The following is a 16728-nucleotide window of genomic DNA, read 5'->3' as shown; positions in this document are numbered from 1 at the left end:
CATGACCGGTTTTGTGAAATCCCTTCTGCGTCTGCTCGTCGTGCCGGTGGTCCTGTTGACCGCGGGCGCATTGCCGTCGCTTGCCGCGGAGGCGCCGCGCAAGGTGATTGCCCTGCATCATCCGCATGACGACACGCTGAAACGGCACAACCTGCACCGCCTGGCAGAGATGCCCCTCAACTGGCTCGGGCTGCGCGTCGAGTATCACGAACTCGAGGACCCGCTGCCGCAGGACGCCGTCGACGACCCGGCGGTCGCCGGCGTCGTGAGCTGGTTCGAGCAGGGCAGCATGAACCAGCCGGAACTGTTTCTGGACTGGGCCATCCGGATGGCCGACGCGGGCAAGAAGTTCGTGTTTCTGGGGGATCTCGGGTTTCTCGCCAACGAGCAGGGCCGCCAGACCGACCGGGGCCTGGTCAACGCCTTTCTCGGGCGCCTGGGCTTCCGGCTCGGCGGCGACTGGATCGATGTCACCTTCGATACCGAGATCGTTCACCGCGACTCCGACTTCTACGATTTCGAACGGCGCATGGGCGGGCGGCTGCCGTCCTACGAACTCTACGAGCCGGTATCCGACGAGACCCGCGTCCTTCTGAAGGTGCGCAACCGCCAGTCCGGCGACGAAAGCGCGTTGTTCATGATCTCGCCGGCCGGGGCCTTCGTGGAGGGCGGCTGGGAGTACTACAAGGACCCGGTCCTGTTCCGCACCCAGTGGTACGTCAATCCGTTCCGCCTGTTCGCCGAGGTGTTCGACACCGACGCCTTGCCAAAGCCGGACGTGACCACATTGTCGGGCCGGCGGATGTATTTCAGCCATATTGACGGGGACGGCTGGCGAAATGTCAGTCTGGTGCGCGCCTTCCGGGACAAGGAAGCCTATTCGGCGCAGGTGGTGATGGAAAAGGTGATCGAGCCCTTTCCCGATCTGCCGATCACTGTCGGGCCGATCGCCGCCGATCTGGATCCCGAATGGTCGGGCGACGAGAAGGCGCAGGAGATCGCCCGCGAAATCTTCCGCCTGCCGCAAGTCGAAAGCGCACACCACACCTTCAGCCATCCCTTCGAATGGCGGTTCTTCGAGGACTATACGCCGGAGAAGGAGGCGCCCTTCGTCCGTCTCTATCCCAATCCGGACATCGAGGCCTGGGGCGCCGAGGTGGTGAAGACAGCGTCCAACCGAGTGGTGAGCCTGAAGGAAGCCTACGACCAGCCGCGGGGCTTCGGGCACGTCCCCTTCGATATCGACCTCGAGTTCGAGGGCGCCTCCGAAGTCGTGAACCGTTTCACCCCGCCGGGCAAGGAGGTCGCGCTGGTGCTATGGTCGGGCGATACCTCGCCGTCCGCGCGGATGATCCGGGCCTCGCGCGAGGCCGGTCTGCTCAACCTCAATGGCGGCGATGCGCGCTTCGATCCCGAATATCCCTCGGTGGGTTATGTGCCGCCCGTCGGTTTCGAGATCGGCGGCGAGCGCCAGATCTACGCCGCCAACAGCAATGAGAACACCTATACGGACCTCTGGTCGGGCCGCTATTTCGGCTTCCGCGACCTGGTTCACACGCTGAAGAACACCGAGAACCCGCGCCGGCTTAAGCCGATCAACGTCTACTATCACATGTATTCCGGTGAGCGGGACGCGGCGCTGAACGCACTGCTCGCCAATATCGAATACGCCCGCAGCCAGCGCATCGCGCCGGTCACCGCCTCTCACTACACGCGGATGGCGGAAGGTTTCTACACCACGCGTTTCGAGCCGCTGGGCGGGCGCCGCTGGCGGGTGCTGGACCGCGGGGCGCTGGAAACCGTGCGCTTCGACAAGGCGGACGCGATCGCCGTCGATCTTTCCCGCTCCGAGGGGGTGCTGGGCTTCAACCGTCACCAGGGCAGCCTCTACGTCGCCCTGGACGGCGAGGTGGCGCAGCCGTTGATCGCCCTGGCCGACGCAGGGCCGGCCCCCGGCGCACCATGGCTGATCGATGCCCGCTGGCGCATCCGCGGCCTGGAACGGGCAGCTGACCGGCTGGCCTTCACCGGCGAAGGCTTCGGTCCGGCCGAGATGCGCTGGGGCGGGATGGCGCCCGGGCGATGGCGCGCCGAGGCCGTGCTGCCCGACGGCGAGACGGTGCGCGCGGATGCCGTCGTCGGCCGAAATGGCGTCCTGAACGTGACTCTGCCGGTCCAGGTCTACGAGCCGGTGCCGGTGACCCTCTCGCGTCTCGGCGGGAACTGATTCCGGGCCATGCGCATCAACCTGATCCTGCTGGCCGTCGTCGTGCTGCTCGGAATCGGTCTGAGCTTCCTGCTGATCCCGCGCGAAAAGGACGTGGCCCTGCTGCAGCTCAGCAGTCAGGACACGGATCTCGCCGGCCGCGAGACCCTGCTGCAGCGCTACCGCGAAGGCGACAGGTCGGTTCAGGTCATCGCCCCGCTTGCCGATCTGGCCCTCAACCTGGGTGAGATCGATGACGCGATCACGCTGCTGGAGGACTATCTGGCGCGCAATCCGAACGACGTGGCGGCCCGTCGGCGACTGGCCGAATACTACCGGTTCGATCAGCGCCGGGACGAGTTCCTCGCCGCGCTGGCAGAGATCGTGGCCCGCGCGGGCACGCCGCAGGAGCGCCGGCAACTCGTCGACCTGTACCGGGCGCGCGGCGACTACGAGCGGCTGCTGCCCGCTCTGACGGAGCTGGTTGACCGCGGTCTGGCGAAACCGGCCGACTACATGGAAGCCGCCGAGCTCGCCGCCTCGTCCGGCAGCCTCGACCAGGCGCTTGCGATACTCGAGGCGATGTGGCGCGTTCACCCGGCTTCGCTGGAGGCGCGGTCGGTCCGGCTCTACGTCCTGGCCGCCGCGGCGGCGGGCGAGACGGCGCGGGCGCAGGAAGTGGTCGCGCGCATGGCCCAGACCAATGGCCCCGCCGCCATTGTGCCGGTGATCCGCGGCATCGCGGACCGGGGTCAGGCGGCCTTCGGGCTCCGCCTGCTCGAGAGCTTCGAGGAGAACCTGCATCTGACGCCGCCGCTGCTGGTCGCCTGGGCCGACATGCAGCGGGCGCTCGACCGGGAGCAGGTGGCGCTGCAGAAGCTGCTGGAACTGGAAAGGCGGGGCGAACTGCCCTCCCTGGCCGTGCCCGTCCTGCTGGATCTGGCGCTGCTGGCCGAGGACATTGACCTTCTGGAACGCCTGCTGAAGGACCGCGACCTGACCGGCATCGTCGACTTCCGGCTTGCGGCGATCGGCGACGCGGCCGTGGCCTGGCGGCGCAACGCTTTGCTGGAGCAGATCCATGCCCAGGCCTCCGAGAGTTTCCGGCGCGGATATCCGGCGCTGATGGCGGAAGTCCTGCTCGGCATCGGCATGCCGGAGGCAGTGCGGGCGGAAGTGGCGCGGGCGCGGGCGACGGACGATCTCCGTGCCCGCCAGCTCATCCGCCTCGCCCGGGCGGAGTTCCGGCTCGGAGAGGACGAGGCAGCCGCACGGACGCTGGAACGGATCGCGACGGCCCGCGACCTGGACGAGGACTCGGTCCGCGCGCTCGCCGGACTCTATCTTTCGACCGAGCGGACCCGGGCAGGGCTGCGCGCATTCGAACGTCTTCGCCGGGAACGGCCGTCGCCTGCGGCGGAGGCCGGCTGGGCCCGTATGGCTGCGCGCGAAGGGCAGGACAGCGTGCTGCTCGACTGGCTGCAAGCCAACACGATCGCGGATCGCGATCTGCTGGCCGACATCGTGTTCCTCTCGCAGCCCGGACTGGCGCCCAGATCGGCGCTGGCCGCGGCCGAGCGGTTATACAGGGAGCACCCCGACCGCGAGGCCCACCGCCTCTACGGCGACGCGCTGATCGCCAATGGCCGCGCGGCCGAAGCCGTGCCGGTGCTGGAGGAACTGCTGCCGGGCACGGCGGAGGACGCCGGGAGTTATGTCGCCGCGCTGGTTGCGGCCGACCGGAAGATCGAAGCCCTTGCCTGGCTGCGGTCCCGAGCCGAGGAGGACACTCTGCCGGTTCTGATCGCCGACGACTACATGGCGCTGGCGATCGAGCTGGACCAGCCGAAGCTCGCCTATGCCGAGGCCCGGCGTCAGGACCTGCGAAAGTTCGATGACGACACCATCGCCTCGCTGGCCGAGAACGCCGCCGTGGATGGCGATTTCGCCCTGGTCGACGAGATCGTCGCCGAGGTGGGGGCGCAGTTCATGGCGGCGCGGCCGGTGATGGCGGCGCGCGTCGAGCTGGCCCGCGGCGACGAAACGGCCGCACGGGAATGGGCGGAAAAGGCAGCGGCCCGTCCCGATCTGCGCAATGCGGACCGGCTCGACCTGGCGCGGGTGTGGTCGCTGCTGGGCGAGAACGAGCGCTCCCTCGCCCTGCTGGAAAGCCTTGCGGAGGATTCGGCGACACCCGCCTTTGCCATCGCCGACCTCGCGGCGCAGTACCTTGAACTGGGCAAGGCGAAGCAGGGTCTGCCGGTGTTCCGACGCCTGATCGAGCGCCGCCGGGAGCCGCAGGTGCTGGAAGGCTGGGCCAGGCTGGAGGCCCGTGCGGGAGAGCCGGCGCGGGTTCTGGACTGGTTGCGCGGCGCCGATACCGTCAGCCGCCAGGCGCTGGCCGATATCTATTATCTGGCGCAGGAGCGCGGCGCGGCGACAACGGCCTTCACCGCCGCCGAACGGCTGTTCGAGGCCTATCCGGGCGACGAGGCGCGGCTGATCTGGGGGCGGGCGCTGACCGATGCCGGCCAGGCCGGAGAAGCCGTGACCGTGCTCCGTCCGTTGCTGCCGGGCGACAGGGAGGTGCGGTCGGCCTATGTCGCGGCCCTCGGGCGGGGCGGCAATGCCGAGGCTCTGAAGGCCTTCGCACGCACTGCTCTCGACGATCCCGATCTCGATCCGGAAGTGCGCTCGGCGCTGCTGTTCGCATTGCTCGAGGGCGGCGCGGCCGATTTCGCCCTGCCGATCCTGCGCGACCTGGCGGAGGGGGATCCGAAGCAGTGGGAAGCCGCCTACCTGGACGCCTTGCGTCAGACGCAGTCCGACGAGGAACGCGCCCGGGTGCTGATGTCGAAGCTGGACGGCGATCCTCCCCCGGCGCAGCGCGATCCGCTGCTGTTCGAACTGCTGGAGGTCGGCGGACCGGCGAAGGCGTTGCCCTATCTGAAGACGGCGGCCGCGGGCGATCCCTTGGGCACATGGCCCTCCACCTATGAGGCGGCGCTGTCGGATCTGGGCCGCCGCCCCGAGCTGGTGGAATGGCTGGAACGCCGCGCCCGTCTGCCCGAACTGCCGCGGCAGCAGCGCCGGGAGGCCGCGTTCAGGCTGCTCGACCTGGAGGCGAAGCCCGAAGCGGTGGCCTCGTTCCGCCGGCTGGCGGAGGATCGACCGCCTTCCTCCCCGGACGTGCAGCAGCTTCTCTACCTCTGGGGTCCGCGGCCGCCGGAGGCAGGTGTCGATTGGCTGGAGCAGCGCGCCAGGGCCGCCGCCGGCGATGACCGGGCGGAATGGCTGCAGTTTCTGAACAATGCCGGCGCACCGGGCCGCGTTGTCGCCATCGCCGCCGATCCGCCGCCCGGCCGTCCGGATGATCCCACGCTGGCGCCGCTGATCCGGGCCCTGGTGACGGAACGGCGGTTCGATCGCGTCGGCCAAATTCTCTCGCCGCTCGTCGCCCGCGCCGACGACGGGAAGACGCTGCTCAGGCTCGCGGACTGGGCGGAGCAGGCCGACCAGGGCCGCGTCGCGGTGGCCGCCTACGACCGTGCGCTGGGCATGATCGGCGACGATCCGGCGGCGCTCCTCCGGGCCGGCAGGGCCTTTACTTTCCAGGGCCGGGCGGAAAAGGCGGTGCAGACGCTGGAGCGCTATTTCGCCGTCGCCGACGCGAAGGGACGGACCGATCACCGCCCCTGGTACTACTACGCCCAGTCCCTCTCGCTGATGGATCGCCAGGAGGCGGCGCGCGGCGCTTACCGTGAAATGCTGTCGCGCATCGAGGCCGGCGACGCCAATGACTTCGAGTCCCGCCGCATGCGGGCCACGGGCCTGGAGGCCCTGGGCCGTACGGAAGACGCGATCGCGCTCTACGAGCAGCTTCGCGCCGAGCGGCCGCGCGACCGGTCCCTGCTGGCCGACTTCGTCTCGCTGCTGATCGAGACCGGCGCCTATGAACGCGCCGATCGTCTGCTGCGGGAGAACTGAGCGCCCGGACCGGCAGGGCGGAACCGTGTTCCATCTGGCACGGAGTTGATCTAGGTTCCCACGCCGCTGACTGAGACGCGGGGAAACCGGGGGTCCGAATGTTCTACGAATCCGGCGAGGCGTTCCGCCAGGATCCGCACAAGTCCATCACGCTGCTCGGCATGTCGGGCGTTGGCAAGACCATGCTGGCCAACAAGCTGCCCAAGCTGGAATGGTTCCACTACTCGGCCGACTACCGCATCGGCACGAAGTATCTGGAAGAAGACATTCTCGACAACATCAAGCGCAAGGCGATGCAGGTGCCGTTCCTGCGCAACCTGCTGCTGAGCGACTCGATCTACATCTGCTCCAACATCACCGTGAACAACCTCGACCCGATTTCGACCTTTCTCGGCAAGATCGGCAACCCGGCCTCTCCCGCCGGCGAGGAGGGCGGATTGAGCTATGCGGAGTTCCGCCGCCGCCAGGACCTCCACGAACAGGGCGAGATCAACTCGATGTTCGACGTGGAGCGGTTCAAGAACAAGGCGATGGACATCTACGGCTACCCGAACTTCATCAACGACGCCTCGGGCAGTATCTGCGAGATCGTCAATCCCTTTGGCGCGGATGACGACCCTGTCCTGGCCGCCCTGTCCGCGGGCACGTTGCTGCTCTATATCCGCGCAGGCGAAGCGGACTACAAGCGGGTCGAAACGGCAGCGATGCGGAATCCCAAACCATTGTTCTACAGGGATGATTTCCTGCGCCACGCCATTCCGGAGTACCGCCGGGATGCGGGGCTGCCGGCGGCCGACGTGGACCAGGTGGACGACATCGATCCCGACGATTTCGTGAAATGGGTGTTTCCGCGCCTCTGGCGGCACCGCATTCCGCGCTACCAGGCGATCGTGGATCGCCACGGCTACGTCGTCGAGGCCGGCGAGGTCGCCGAGGTGCAGGACGAGGCCGGTTTCGTGGATCTCGTCGCCCGCGCCATCGACCGCCGCAATCGCGAAGCGGCCTGAGGCTGACGATGAGCGCACTGTTGCCGAAAGGCCTGCCGGCCGCCGAGGCCCTGTCGCGGGAAGGCCTCGACATCGAGACCTTCGAGCCGTCCGGCCGTGCGCGCGATCCCGATATCGTCGTCGCGATCCTGAACCTGATGCCCGACAAGCTGGCCACGGAGCTTCAACTCATCCGCATGCTGGCGGGCGGGCCGCGCCGCGTCGAGATCGTACTGTTCGCCACCGACAGCTACATGGCGCGGGTGCGCGACCCCGCCTACAGCTCCGCCAACACGCCCGTCGAGCATCTGCGGACCTTCTACCGAAGTTTCTCGGAAGTCCGGGACCTGGAGATCGACGGCCTCATCATCACCGGCGCGCCGGTGGAGAAGGAACCCTTCGAGGCGGTGCCCTACTGGGAGGAACTGCTGGAAGTCTTCGCCTGGGCCGAGGCGCGTTCGACCGGCGTCTTCAACATCTGCTGGGCCGCGCAGGCGGCGCTCCGGCATTTCCATCAGGTTCCGAAATATGTTCTCGAGCGGAAGAAGTTCGGTGTCTACGAGCACCGTATCGAGAGCGACAGCGAACTACTGGCCGGCTTCGGGGAAGGCTTCCGCATCCCTGTCTCCCGGCATTCGGAGATCCATCGCGAGGATCTGCCAGAGTCCCCCGACCTTGTCGTCATCGCGGATTCCGAGGGCTCCGGTCTCGGACTGCTGGAGGACCGGCGGCTGCGCCATCACTACATGTTCAATCACTTCGAATACGATGCCGACACGCTGGCGCGCGAATATCAGCGCGATGTGGAGGCGGGGCAGCCGATCGATCCGCCTGTGGGCTATTTCCCGAACGATGATCCGGCGCAAGCGCCCGTCGCCGATTGGGTAGAGGCCGGAAGGCGGATGTACCAGAACTGGCTGGCGATCATCGCTCGGAACAAAAATTCCGAAAAATGAGTGGGTTGCACCCCTTCGTTTGACTTTTCGTTTATCTTGACGCCTTACAAACGTGGCCAGCATATTGCATAGCTGGTACGAGTTCATGGGCCGTTGGCCGGTCTGTCCGGCTGCGGTCCGGGCGTGGGGGCAACGGTTTTGCGGTCCATCAGTGTCTTCGTCTGATCGACATGTGATGAATGGGGAGTGGTCCTGTCAATTGCGGCGGCTGCTGGCCGGCGTCCTGCTGTTCCTCTCACCGCTCCCCGTGCTGTCCCAGTCGGCGCCGCTGCAGGCCCCTGTCGTCCGCGTTCTTTCCGCCGACCTCGGCGCCATGGCCCGGATCGAACTCGACTGGCCGGTGCCGTTCGAGGTTTCGGCGGACACCTCGGCCCGGCGCCTCGTCCTTGTCTTCGACCGGCCATTCAACGCGCCCGACCTGGGCGCGCTTCGCATGCGTCTGGGACACTGGATCACGGGCGTCGACAAGCGCGCCGACCGGATAACCCTGACCGCCGCCGAGAATGTCTATTTCGACGTCTACAGATCCCTGCGCCAGCTGACGGTGGAGATGACCATCGCGCCCGGGACCGCACCTGCCGCCGAACCGGCCGCGCCGGCCGCGCGCGCTGCGCCTGTCCTGACGCCGCCTGGCCCTCGGGGCCGGGCTCCGGCTGCGCCCGGTCCCGTCGCCGGAAAGACCGCACGCCCTGCGCCGCCGCCGCCGCCGCCGGCGAGGCCGGAAGAAGCGCAGGCGGCGGAGCCTTCGGCGTCGCCGTCGGCGTCCCGGCTGCGGCGCACTTCCGACCCGTTCGCCGAAACCGTGAACCGCAGCTGGAGCGAGCGGGAAAGCCGGGTCGCACAGCTCTCGGCCCCGCCGCAGGTGACCGCGACGGGAGGCGAAGAGGGCGCGGAGATCGTCATCGACTGGGCCGGGCCGGTTCGTGTGGACGCCCGCGCGGCCGGGCGCGAGCTGCTGCTCAGGCTGGACCGGCCGGTGGCGCCCGACATGGTGGAGGGGCTGGCCGAGAGACTGCCGGCCTGGCTGGAAAGCGCCAGCGCGGGTTATGACAGCCTGCTCTTCGTTGCCGCGCGTCCCGTCGACTTCGATGCACTTACCAAAGGAGGGCGAACCCGTGTGACCCTGGCAGCGGCCGACGCCTCCGCGGAGGAGCGGGACGCCGCCGATGTGCGGCTGGATGTGCTGCGGGCGCGGCTGAAGGCGCGCACCGGCGAGACCGGTGAGGCCCGGGAGGCCCTGCAGGAACTCCAGACCGAGAACCCCGAAAATCCCGACGTGCTGGTCGAGCTCGCCAATCTGGAACAGAGCGTCGGCGCCTGGCGGCGGGCCGGCAATCTCTACGACCGCGCCGTGGGTCTTGACCCCGAACGGCGCGATATCGCCGCGGCGCGTCGGGCGCTGGAACGGGAGTTCGGCCCCTATGTTCGCCTCGACACCGACTATCAGCAGGTCCGGGACGGCGATACGCAGGTCATCGCGGTGCTGAGCGGCCGGGTACTGCCGGCCGAAGAGATCGACGCCGGCTTCAGCCTGGAGAACCGCTTCCTGGACGACGACGAGGTGCTGCGCGCAAACGGCGTCCTGGATTCCGTCTCGGCGCATTTCCAGCGCGGCGAGGTCTATGCGGGCGGCAGCCCTGCGCCCGGCCACCGCGTCGAGGGGGCGTTGTTGTTCGGCGCCGGGACGCCCGGCGGTTCGCTGCGCTACAGCCATCGTACGCCTGCTTCGCTGACGACGGTGTCGGGCACCTGGCACCGGGCCTACTGGGAACTGGTGGAAGGCATTGTCGACGACGCGGTGCAGGACCGCCTGGCCGTGCGCTACGAGCGCCAGCTCGACCGCCGCTGGAGCGCCCAGGGCGAGATCGGACTCAACCGCTTTGGCATCGCCGGCATCGACACGGCGGCGACGACCTGGGATGCGGCGTTCGCGATCCGCTATCTGGTGCCCTGGGAAGCGGCCGACCTCACCGTCGGCTACTCCTTCGACGGGCAGTATGTCGCCGCCCAGGCCCGCAGGCGCGACCAGAACGGCAACGTCTTCGAGCCGCTGCCGCTCAACGACACCGAGTTCCATTCGCTCGATCTTTCGCTCGGGCAGGCCCTCGGCGGGGACTGGCGCTACAACGCCTTTCTCAGCCTGACCGTCGACCGGTTCGGCGGCTTTGGGCCGAGCCTCGGCGGCGAGCTGGTCTGGGACGCGGACGAGGACATGCAACTCGGTCTCCGCGCCGGCCATTCCCGGGTGTCAGGCCGGGGCGACGACGCCGTCTTCACCACCGTGGGCGGTCACTTGCTGGTGCGTTTCTGATGGCGCCGGAGGGTCCCGCCCGGCAGGTGCTGGAGCACACCGACCGCGACATTGCGCCGGCGGAAGTGGCCACCGCCTATCGCGGCGGCCGGCGCAGCATCGCCTATGTGGAGCTCGTGCTGCTGGTGGCGCTGCTCGTGGGGCTGGATTTCCTGTTCCTGCCGGTGGACGGCTTCGCCGAGGTCAATCCCAACCCCTACTGGATACCGATCATCCTGCTGGCCGTGCAGTACGGCGTGTTCGAGGGGCTGATCGCGGCCGTGGTGTGCACGGCGGTCTCCCTGCTCAGCGGCGTCGATCCGGAGTTCTACCGGATTGCTCTGGAACAGGGGCCGGCGGCCGCCATGGAACAGTCCGTCGGCGGCGGCTTCGCGACCTTCAGCGACGAGGACTATTTCGTCGCGTGGACCTACGCCGCCCAGCCGATCCTTTGGGTGCTTGCGGCCCTGTTCATCGGCCTGCTCCGGGAGCGGCTGCGCCAGCGCAATCAGGAACTGGCTCACGACCTGGCTCAGACCAGCCATCGCGAGGAGGTTCTCTCGTCCGCCTACAACCAGCTGCTCGATACCAAGGAGCAGCTCGAGATTCGCGTGGCCGGCCAGCTCCGCACGGTGTTCACCCTCTACCAGGCCGCCAAGGCGATCGAGAAGCTGGGCCCCGGCGAGGTGCTGATCGGCATTGCCGACCTGGTGCGCGCGGTCATGCAGCCGACCAAGTTCTCGCTCTACCTGCTCAACGGCAATGTACTGGAAGCCGTGATCAACGACGGCTGGGAGGATGACGACGCCTATGCCCGCGTCTTCGATTCCGGCTCGCCGGTGTTCCAGCAGGTCGTGGGGCGGCGGCGCTGCCTCAGCGCGGTCAATACCGATGAGGAGAAGCTGCTGGCGGGCGAGGGGATCATGGCCGGGCCGCTGACATCGGTCGATACCGGCGAGGTGGTCGGGATGCTGAAGATCGAGAAGCTGGGCTTTCTGGACCTGCACATCTCGTCGCTGGAGAATTTCCGCATCCTCAGCGACTGGGTGGGCACGGCCTTCGCCAACGCCCGGCGATTCCGCAAGGCCCAGTCCAACATGTTGTTCAACGAGGAACGCAACATGTTCACCGATGTGGTCTTCAAGAGTCACAGCAAGCTGATGCGGCAGTTCGGCGAGCGCTTCGGCATCGACATGACCGCAGTGACGCTCAAGGCCGAGGGGCTGGACGTCCTGCATCCCGAACGCCGCGCCGGGCTGGTGAAGGCCGTCCACGACGTGGTCGAACATCACATGTCGCCTGTCGTCCAGGCCTACGAGTATCGCCAGAACGGCCGTGAATTCGCACTGATCCTGCCCGGCGTCGATCCCGAGACCATGGGCGATGAGGCGTCCGCCGGGATCGTTCGCGCCGTCCAGCACTATCTCCGGGTCGCGGGATTGGACGATGTGCGGGTGGCCGCAAAGGTCATGCCCCTGTACCGCGTGCCGCGCGAGGCTGCGGACGAGAACCGCCGGGCCGAGGGCGCATGACCGCGCCGAGGGAAGTCCAGGCGGAACTGGAGCGCATCGAAAGCGACGCGCGCCGCCATCGCCAGACCGAGCGCCAGGGACCGATCCCGACGCTGATGATCCTGGCCTTCTGCCTTGTCGCGATGGCCGGCGAGGCGGCCATGTCCTGGTTCCTGTGGATCGAGTACCGGCCGCGCTGGACTCCTGGCGCGATTCACCTGGCGACGGTCGCCGTTGTCGCCGCCGCCGCGTGGCGCTTCCGGCCCACCGGTTCGCCCTCCCGGCTGCTGACGCTGCTGGCGCTGTCGACCTTCTTTCTCGGCCCATTCGGGCCGCTCGGCACGCTGCTGGCGCTCGGCCTGCACGCCCTGTTCCGGCGGCGGGCGACGCCTTTCGAGGAATGGTACGCGTCCCTGTTTCCGGAGGAGGTGGACATGCCTTCCCGGCGGCTGTTCGAGATGCTGACGCGAGGGCTCGCCGACGCCGCCGGCCAGGAGAACGTCACGTCGTTCACCGACGTACTGCAATATGGCTCGATCGAGCAGAAGCGGGCGGTGATCTCTCTGCTTTCGCGCGACTTCCGGCCGGAGTTCGCCCCGGCGCTGCTGTCGGCGCTGTCCGATCCGAATCCGGCGGTCCGTGTGCAGGCGGCGACCGCGGCGGCCAATATCGAAGGCGATTTCCTGGAGCGCGCCATCGAGCTGGAAACCCGCGCGCGGCGTCACCCCGGCGATGCAGAGGCGCAGGTTCGCGCCGCGCGGCACTTCGACGACTACGCCTACAGCGGCATTCTGGACGAGGACCGGCAGCGGGAGAACAGGGACAAGGCCCAGACCTACTACCGCAAGGCGCTGGAACTCGATCCAGCCCGCCATGACGCGACGCTGGGCGTCGGACGTCTGCTGGTCCGGGGCGACCGGCTGGAGGAAGCGGAGAGCTGGTTCGAGGAAGGATTCCGGCGTGGCGTGCTGGGGCCGAGCGAGCTGTCCTGGTACATGGAGGCGGCCTACCGTCTGGGCGATTTCGACAAGCTGCGCTACGCCGTCGCCGCCTTCGGCGACGACATCCTGGCCGGGCCCGGCGCCAGCGACCGCATGCGCGACGTGATCCGCGTCTGGCAGGGGCATGGTGCGGAGAATGACGCGGGAGCCGCGCATGCGTAGGGTCGGCAACCTGGAGCCGGTCGACGTCTGCCTGGTGCTGGAAGGAACCTATCCCTACGTCGCCGGCGGCGTCTCGACGTGGGTCCATGATCTGATCAATGCGCAGAGCGAACTGACCTTCCACATCGTCAGCCTGCTGCCCGGCACCGAGCCGCCGGAGCGGCGCTACGAGATGCCCGACAACGTGCGCGGTCTCAATCACGTCTTCCTGCAGCAGCTTCCGCCCGGCGCGCGCTGGATGATCGATCTTCGCAAGCGCCTGGCCGGGATGGAGGAGGCGCTGCGGGCGATCCAGTCCGAGGGCGACATCTTCGATCTGAAGCGGCTGATGGACGAACTGGCGAAGGGGGAAGGGCGCTACGGCCGGCGGCTGCTCATGAACTCCCGGCCGGCGTGGGAGATGCTGCTGCGGATGTATGGCAAGGACATGCCGGAGGGCTCGTTCCTGGACTATTTCTGGACCTGGAGGTCTCTGCTCGGCGGCCTGTTCAGCGTCATGCTTTCGCCCATGCCACAGGCGAAGGTCTTCCACACCATATCGACCGGCTATGCCGGCCTGTTCGCTGCCCGCGCCAAGCTGGAGACCGGCCGGCCGGTGCTGCTGACCGAGCACGGCATCTACACCAATGAACGCCGCATCGAGATCGCGATGGCGGACTGGCTCTACGAGGGCCCCTCGGGCAGCCTGGGTCTCGACAAGCCGAAGCGGGATCTCAAGGATCTGTGGATCGACACCTTCGTCGCCTACAGCCGCTGCTGCTATCAGGCCTGTGACGAGATCATCACGCTCTACACGGGCAACCAGGACCTGCAGCGCCGCGACGGCGCCGATCCGGGCAAGCTGCGCATCATTCCCAACGGCGTCGACTATGAGCGGTTCTCGAAGATTCCGCGGGAGCCGCACGACCGGCCGACGGTGGCGCTGATCGGCCGCGTGGTGCCGATCAAGGACATCAAGACCTTCATCCGCTCGGTCGCTGTGCTGAAGCAGGAGGTGCCCGACGTGCTGGCCTGGATGATGGGCCCGACGGAGGAGGACGAGGACTACTACCGCGAATGCGTCCAGATGGTCGAACATCTGGAACTGCAGGACAATTTCGAGTTCACGGGCCGGGTCAAGCTGGACGAATGGCTGGGCCGGGTCGACGTCATGGTGCTGACCTCGATCTCGGAGGCGCAGCCCCTGGTCATCCTGGAGGGCGGGGCCGCCGGCATCCCGACGGTCGCCACCGATGTGGGCTCCTGCCGCGACATGCTGCTCGGCATGCCGACTGAGGATCCGCCGCTCGGCCGCGGGGGGGCCATCACGCCGCTGGCCAATCCGACCGAAACGGGCCGGCAACTCGCCGCCCTGCTCAAGGACCCGGAGACGATGGCGCGGGCCCGCGAGGCGATCCGGGAACGGGTGCGGCTGTACTACAACAAGGTCGAGATCGACCGCATCTACCGCGACCTCTACGAAACGCACATGGCGCTGCCCGATCGGCCGGAAGCGGACAGGCTCCCTGCGCCTGCCGGGGGAGAAAGCGGCGGCGGGAGCGAGATGGAGGCGGCCTGATGGCGGGCATCGGCTTCGCGCTCCGGCGGCTGACCAGCCGCGACGACCTGCTGGGCATTGTCCAGGGCTACACCCATTCCGCCGTCGTTTCGTCGGGTCCGTGGCTGTTCACCATTCTGGCGGTGGGGTCGATCAACCTGTTCGGCATCTACCTGACGACAGTCGCGGAGTTGATCACCTTCCGGGTCATCCTGATCTACAACTTCGCCTTCAGCCTCGCCTTTTCCGGACCCGTGCTGCTGGTGGCGACGCGCTATCTGGCCGACATGATCTTCCGCAAGGAGGTGGAGGAGGCGCCGGGCATGCTGCTGGCGGCGATGGTGCTGCTGCTGGGCAGTCAGGCGATGATCGTCGTCCCGTTCTACCTGTTCGTGGTCGACCTGCCGCCCGACCTCGCGGCCGCCGGCATCGTCAACTATTTCCTCGTCGCCGCGATCTGGCTGGTGAACGTCTTCCTGACCGCGCTGAAGGACTACCGTTCGGTGACGCTGGCGTTTCTTGTAGGCATGATCACCGCAGGCGGCGCCAGCCTCTGGCTCGCCGGGGTGATCGGCGCGCTGGGCATCACCATCGGCTTCAACATCGGCCTCGGCATCATCTTCTTCGGGCTGATCGCGCGGGTCTTCGCCGAATATCCCTACCGCATCATGCGGCCCTGGCGGTTCATGCGCTACTTCCGCAAGTACTGGGATCTGGCGCTGGCGGGACTGATCTACAATCTCGCGATCTGGGTCGACAAATGGGTGATGTGGTGCGCGCCGGAACGCGAGATCACTGCAGCCGGCTTCGTCACCTATCCGGCATATGACGGCGCCATGTTCCTGGCCTATCTCACCATCGTGCCGGCCATGGCGATCTTCATCGTCAACATCGAAACCCGCTTCTTCGAGCACTACCAGCGCTTCTACCGGGACATCGAGCACCACGCGAACTACCACCGCATCGACAGCAACCACCGCAACATCATCCAAGCGCTGCTGATGGCTTCGCGCAATGTGGTGATCCTGCAGTTCTGCATCTGCGTCACCGTGATCCTGGTGGCCGGCCGCCTGTTCGACGTGCTGTCGATACCGCCCCTGCAGCTCGGCATCTTCCGTTTCGGCGTGCTGGGATCGCTGTTTCACGTCCTGCTGATGTTCGTCGGGATCGTCCTGGCCTATTTCGACCTGAGGCGGGTGATGCTGCTGGTGCAGGTGGTCTTCCTGCTGACCAACGGCCTGTTTACCTGGGCCACCATGGAGATGGGCTTCGCCTGGTATGGGTACGGCTATTTCATGGCCTCGCTGGTGACCTTCGTCCTCGGCTACGGCCTATGCGCCTGGTATGTCGGGCGGTTGCCCTTTCTCACCTTCGTGCAGAACAACACCTCGGTCCGGTAGGTCCGGGCCGCGCCGCGCCAGCCGGGCGGACGGCACGGCGTAGACCTTTTCGGGCAGCAGCATCCAGGCATGGAAGGCGCGCCGGAACAGCGGCCGGTAGGCCGGGTCGGTGACGTCCAGGCCGCCGGTGTAGGCGCCGAAGGCCGGCATGACCACCCGGCTCATGTCGGTCGCGAAGCAGCGCGCGGTCACGCTCCGGCCGCGGCGGCGGATGCGCGCCTTCGGGTGCAGGTGACCGGCGACCTCGCCCGGCGCGGGCCCCGGACGCGGTTCGTGACGGAATACCAGCGGCCCGATGGCGATCTCCTCGCAGACCGTCCCCGCCAGTTCCGCCGGCGGCTCGGGGTCGTGATTGCCGGCGATCCAGATCGTCGCCTGCGCCCGGCTCAGCTTCGCGATGCGTTCCCGCTCGGCGGGGGAGAGCCTGGACCAGGCCCCCTGATCGTGGAAGGAATCGCCCAGGCAGATCAGCGTCGCCGGCGCGTAGCGCTGCACCAGCAACTCGATCCGCCGGACCGTCTCGGCGGTGTCGTAGGGCGGCAGCAGGCCGTGGCCGCGGGCCGCCATGGCCGAGCCCTTCTCGAAGTGCAGGTCCGAGATAGCCAGCAGCCGTTCCGCCGGCCAGTAGAGCGCCCCGGAAGGGTCCGCCTGCAGATGTGCGCCGTTCACCAGCATAGTCTACGCTACCCCCA

The 16728-nt window shown here is 67.7% G+C and carries 10 protein-coding genes; 9 read left to right on the top strand and 1 reads right to left on the bottom strand.

Features of this window, described 5'->3' with window-relative positions; translation table 11 throughout:
• Window position 1 precedes the first annotated feature (1 nt).
• From CWC60_RS01285 to pelG, 9 genes are all read left to right on the top strand, one after another.
• Window positions 2-2227, top strand: coding sequence for a polysaccharide deacetylase family protein (locus CWC60_RS01285; protein WP_109792247.1), 2226 nt, complete (start codon window positions 2-4; stop codon window positions 2225-2227).
• Between the two features lie 9 nt (window positions 2228-2236).
• Window positions 2237-6193, top strand: a complete 3957-nt coding sequence (locus tag CWC60_RS01280; RefSeq protein WP_109792246.1) for a tetratricopeptide repeat protein — start codon at window positions 2237-2239, stop codon at window positions 6191-6193.
• A gap of 98 nt (window positions 6194-6291) precedes the next feature.
• The gene (locus tag CWC60_RS01275; RefSeq protein ID WP_109792245.1) at window positions 6292-7200 is read left to right on the top strand and encodes an ATPase; all 909 of its coding nucleotides are present in this window, start codon (window positions 6292-6294) and stop codon (window positions 7198-7200) included.
• 8 nt (window positions 7201-7208) lie between these two features.
• Window positions 7209-8135, top strand: coding sequence for a homoserine O-succinyltransferase (locus tag CWC60_RS01270; RefSeq protein ID WP_109792244.1), 927 nt, complete (start codon window positions 7209-7211; stop codon window positions 8133-8135).
• A 199-nt stretch (window positions 8136-8334) separates the two neighbouring features.
• Window positions 8335-10446, top strand: coding sequence for a tetratricopeptide repeat protein (locus CWC60_RS01265; protein WP_109792243.1), 2112 nt, complete (start codon window positions 8335-8337; stop codon window positions 10444-10446).
• Complete coding sequence (locus tag CWC60_RS01260; protein ID WP_109792242.1) at window positions 10446-11957, top strand: GAF domain-containing protein; 1512 nt, start codon at window positions 10446-10448, stop codon at window positions 11955-11957. Before CWC60_RS01265 ends, CWC60_RS01260 begins: the two co-directional genes overlap by 1 nt.
• On the top strand, window positions 11954-13099 hold the full coding sequence (locus tag CWC60_RS01255; RefSeq protein ID WP_109792241.1) for a tetratricopeptide repeat protein: 1146 nt from the start codon (window positions 11954-11956) through the stop codon (window positions 13097-13099). Before CWC60_RS01260 ends, CWC60_RS01255 begins: the two co-directional genes overlap by 4 nt.
• The gene (pelF, locus tag CWC60_RS01250) at window positions 13092-14657 is read left to right on the top strand and encodes a GT4 family glycosyltransferase PelF (protein ID WP_164516307.1); all 1566 of its coding nucleotides are present in this window, start codon (window positions 13092-13094) and stop codon (window positions 14655-14657) included. Before CWC60_RS01255 ends, pelF begins: the two co-directional genes overlap by 8 nt.
• The gene (gene pelG / locus CWC60_RS01245) at window positions 14657-16036 is read left to right on the top strand and encodes an exopolysaccharide Pel transporter PelG (RefSeq protein WP_109792239.1); all 1380 of its coding nucleotides are present in this window, start codon (window positions 14657-14659) and stop codon (window positions 16034-16036) included. The genes pelF and pelG overlap by 1 nt, the downstream gene beginning before the upstream one ends.
• On the opposite strand, the gene pdeM is transcribed toward pelG, so the two are convergent.
• On the bottom strand, window positions 15968-16711 hold the full coding sequence (gene pdeM, locus CWC60_RS01240) for a ligase-associated DNA damage response endonuclease PdeM (protein ID WP_109792238.1): 744 nt from the start codon (window positions 16709-16711) through the stop codon (window positions 15968-15970). The genes pelG and pdeM overlap by 69 nt on opposite strands.
• Between the last annotated feature and the right edge of the window lie 17 nt (window positions 16712-16728).

The sequence above is a fragment of the Minwuia thermotolerans genome, from assembly GCF_002924445.1.
GTDB lineage: Bacteria > Pseudomonadota > Alphaproteobacteria > Minwuiales > Minwuiaceae > Minwuia > Minwuia thermotolerans.
Note: the sequence above shows the minus strand (reverse complement) of the source record. Positions and strands in the feature narration are given on the sequence as shown.

Excerpts from the sequence above, each read along its gene's own strand:
- CWC60_RS01285 (WP_109792247.1), top strand. The coding sequence starts at position 2 with ATGACCGGTTTTGTGAAATCCCTTCTGCGTCTGCTCGTCGTGCCGGTG.
- CWC60_RS01280 (WP_109792246.1), top strand. The coding sequence starts at position 2,237 with ATGCGCATCAACCTGATCCTGCTGGCCGTCGTCGTGCTGCTCGGAATC.
- CWC60_RS01275 (WP_109792245.1), top strand. The coding sequence starts at position 6,292 with ATGTTCTACGAATCCGGCGAGGCGTTCCGCCAGGATCCGCACAAGTCC.
- CWC60_RS01270 (WP_109792244.1), top strand. The coding sequence starts at position 7,209 with ATGAGCGCACTGTTGCCGAAAGGCCTGCCGGCCGCCGAGGCCCTGTCG.
- CWC60_RS01260 (WP_109792242.1), top strand. The coding sequence starts at position 10,446 with ATGGCGCCGGAGGGTCCCGCCCGGCAGGTGCTGGAGCACACCGACCGC.
- CWC60_RS01255 (WP_109792241.1), top strand. The coding sequence starts at position 11,954 with ATGACCGCGCCGAGGGAAGTCCAGGCGGAACTGGAGCGCATCGAAAGC.
- pelF (WP_164516307.1), top strand. The coding sequence starts at position 13,092 with ATGCGTAGGGTCGGCAACCTGGAGCCGGTCGACGTCTGCCTGGTGCTG.
- pelG (WP_109792239.1), top strand. The coding sequence starts at position 14,657 with ATGGCGGGCATCGGCTTCGCGCTCCGGCGGCTGACCAGCCGCGACGAC.
- pdeM (WP_109792238.1), bottom strand. The coding sequence starts at position 16,711 with ATGCTGGTGAACGGCGCACATCTGCAGGCGGACCCTTCCGGGGCGCTC.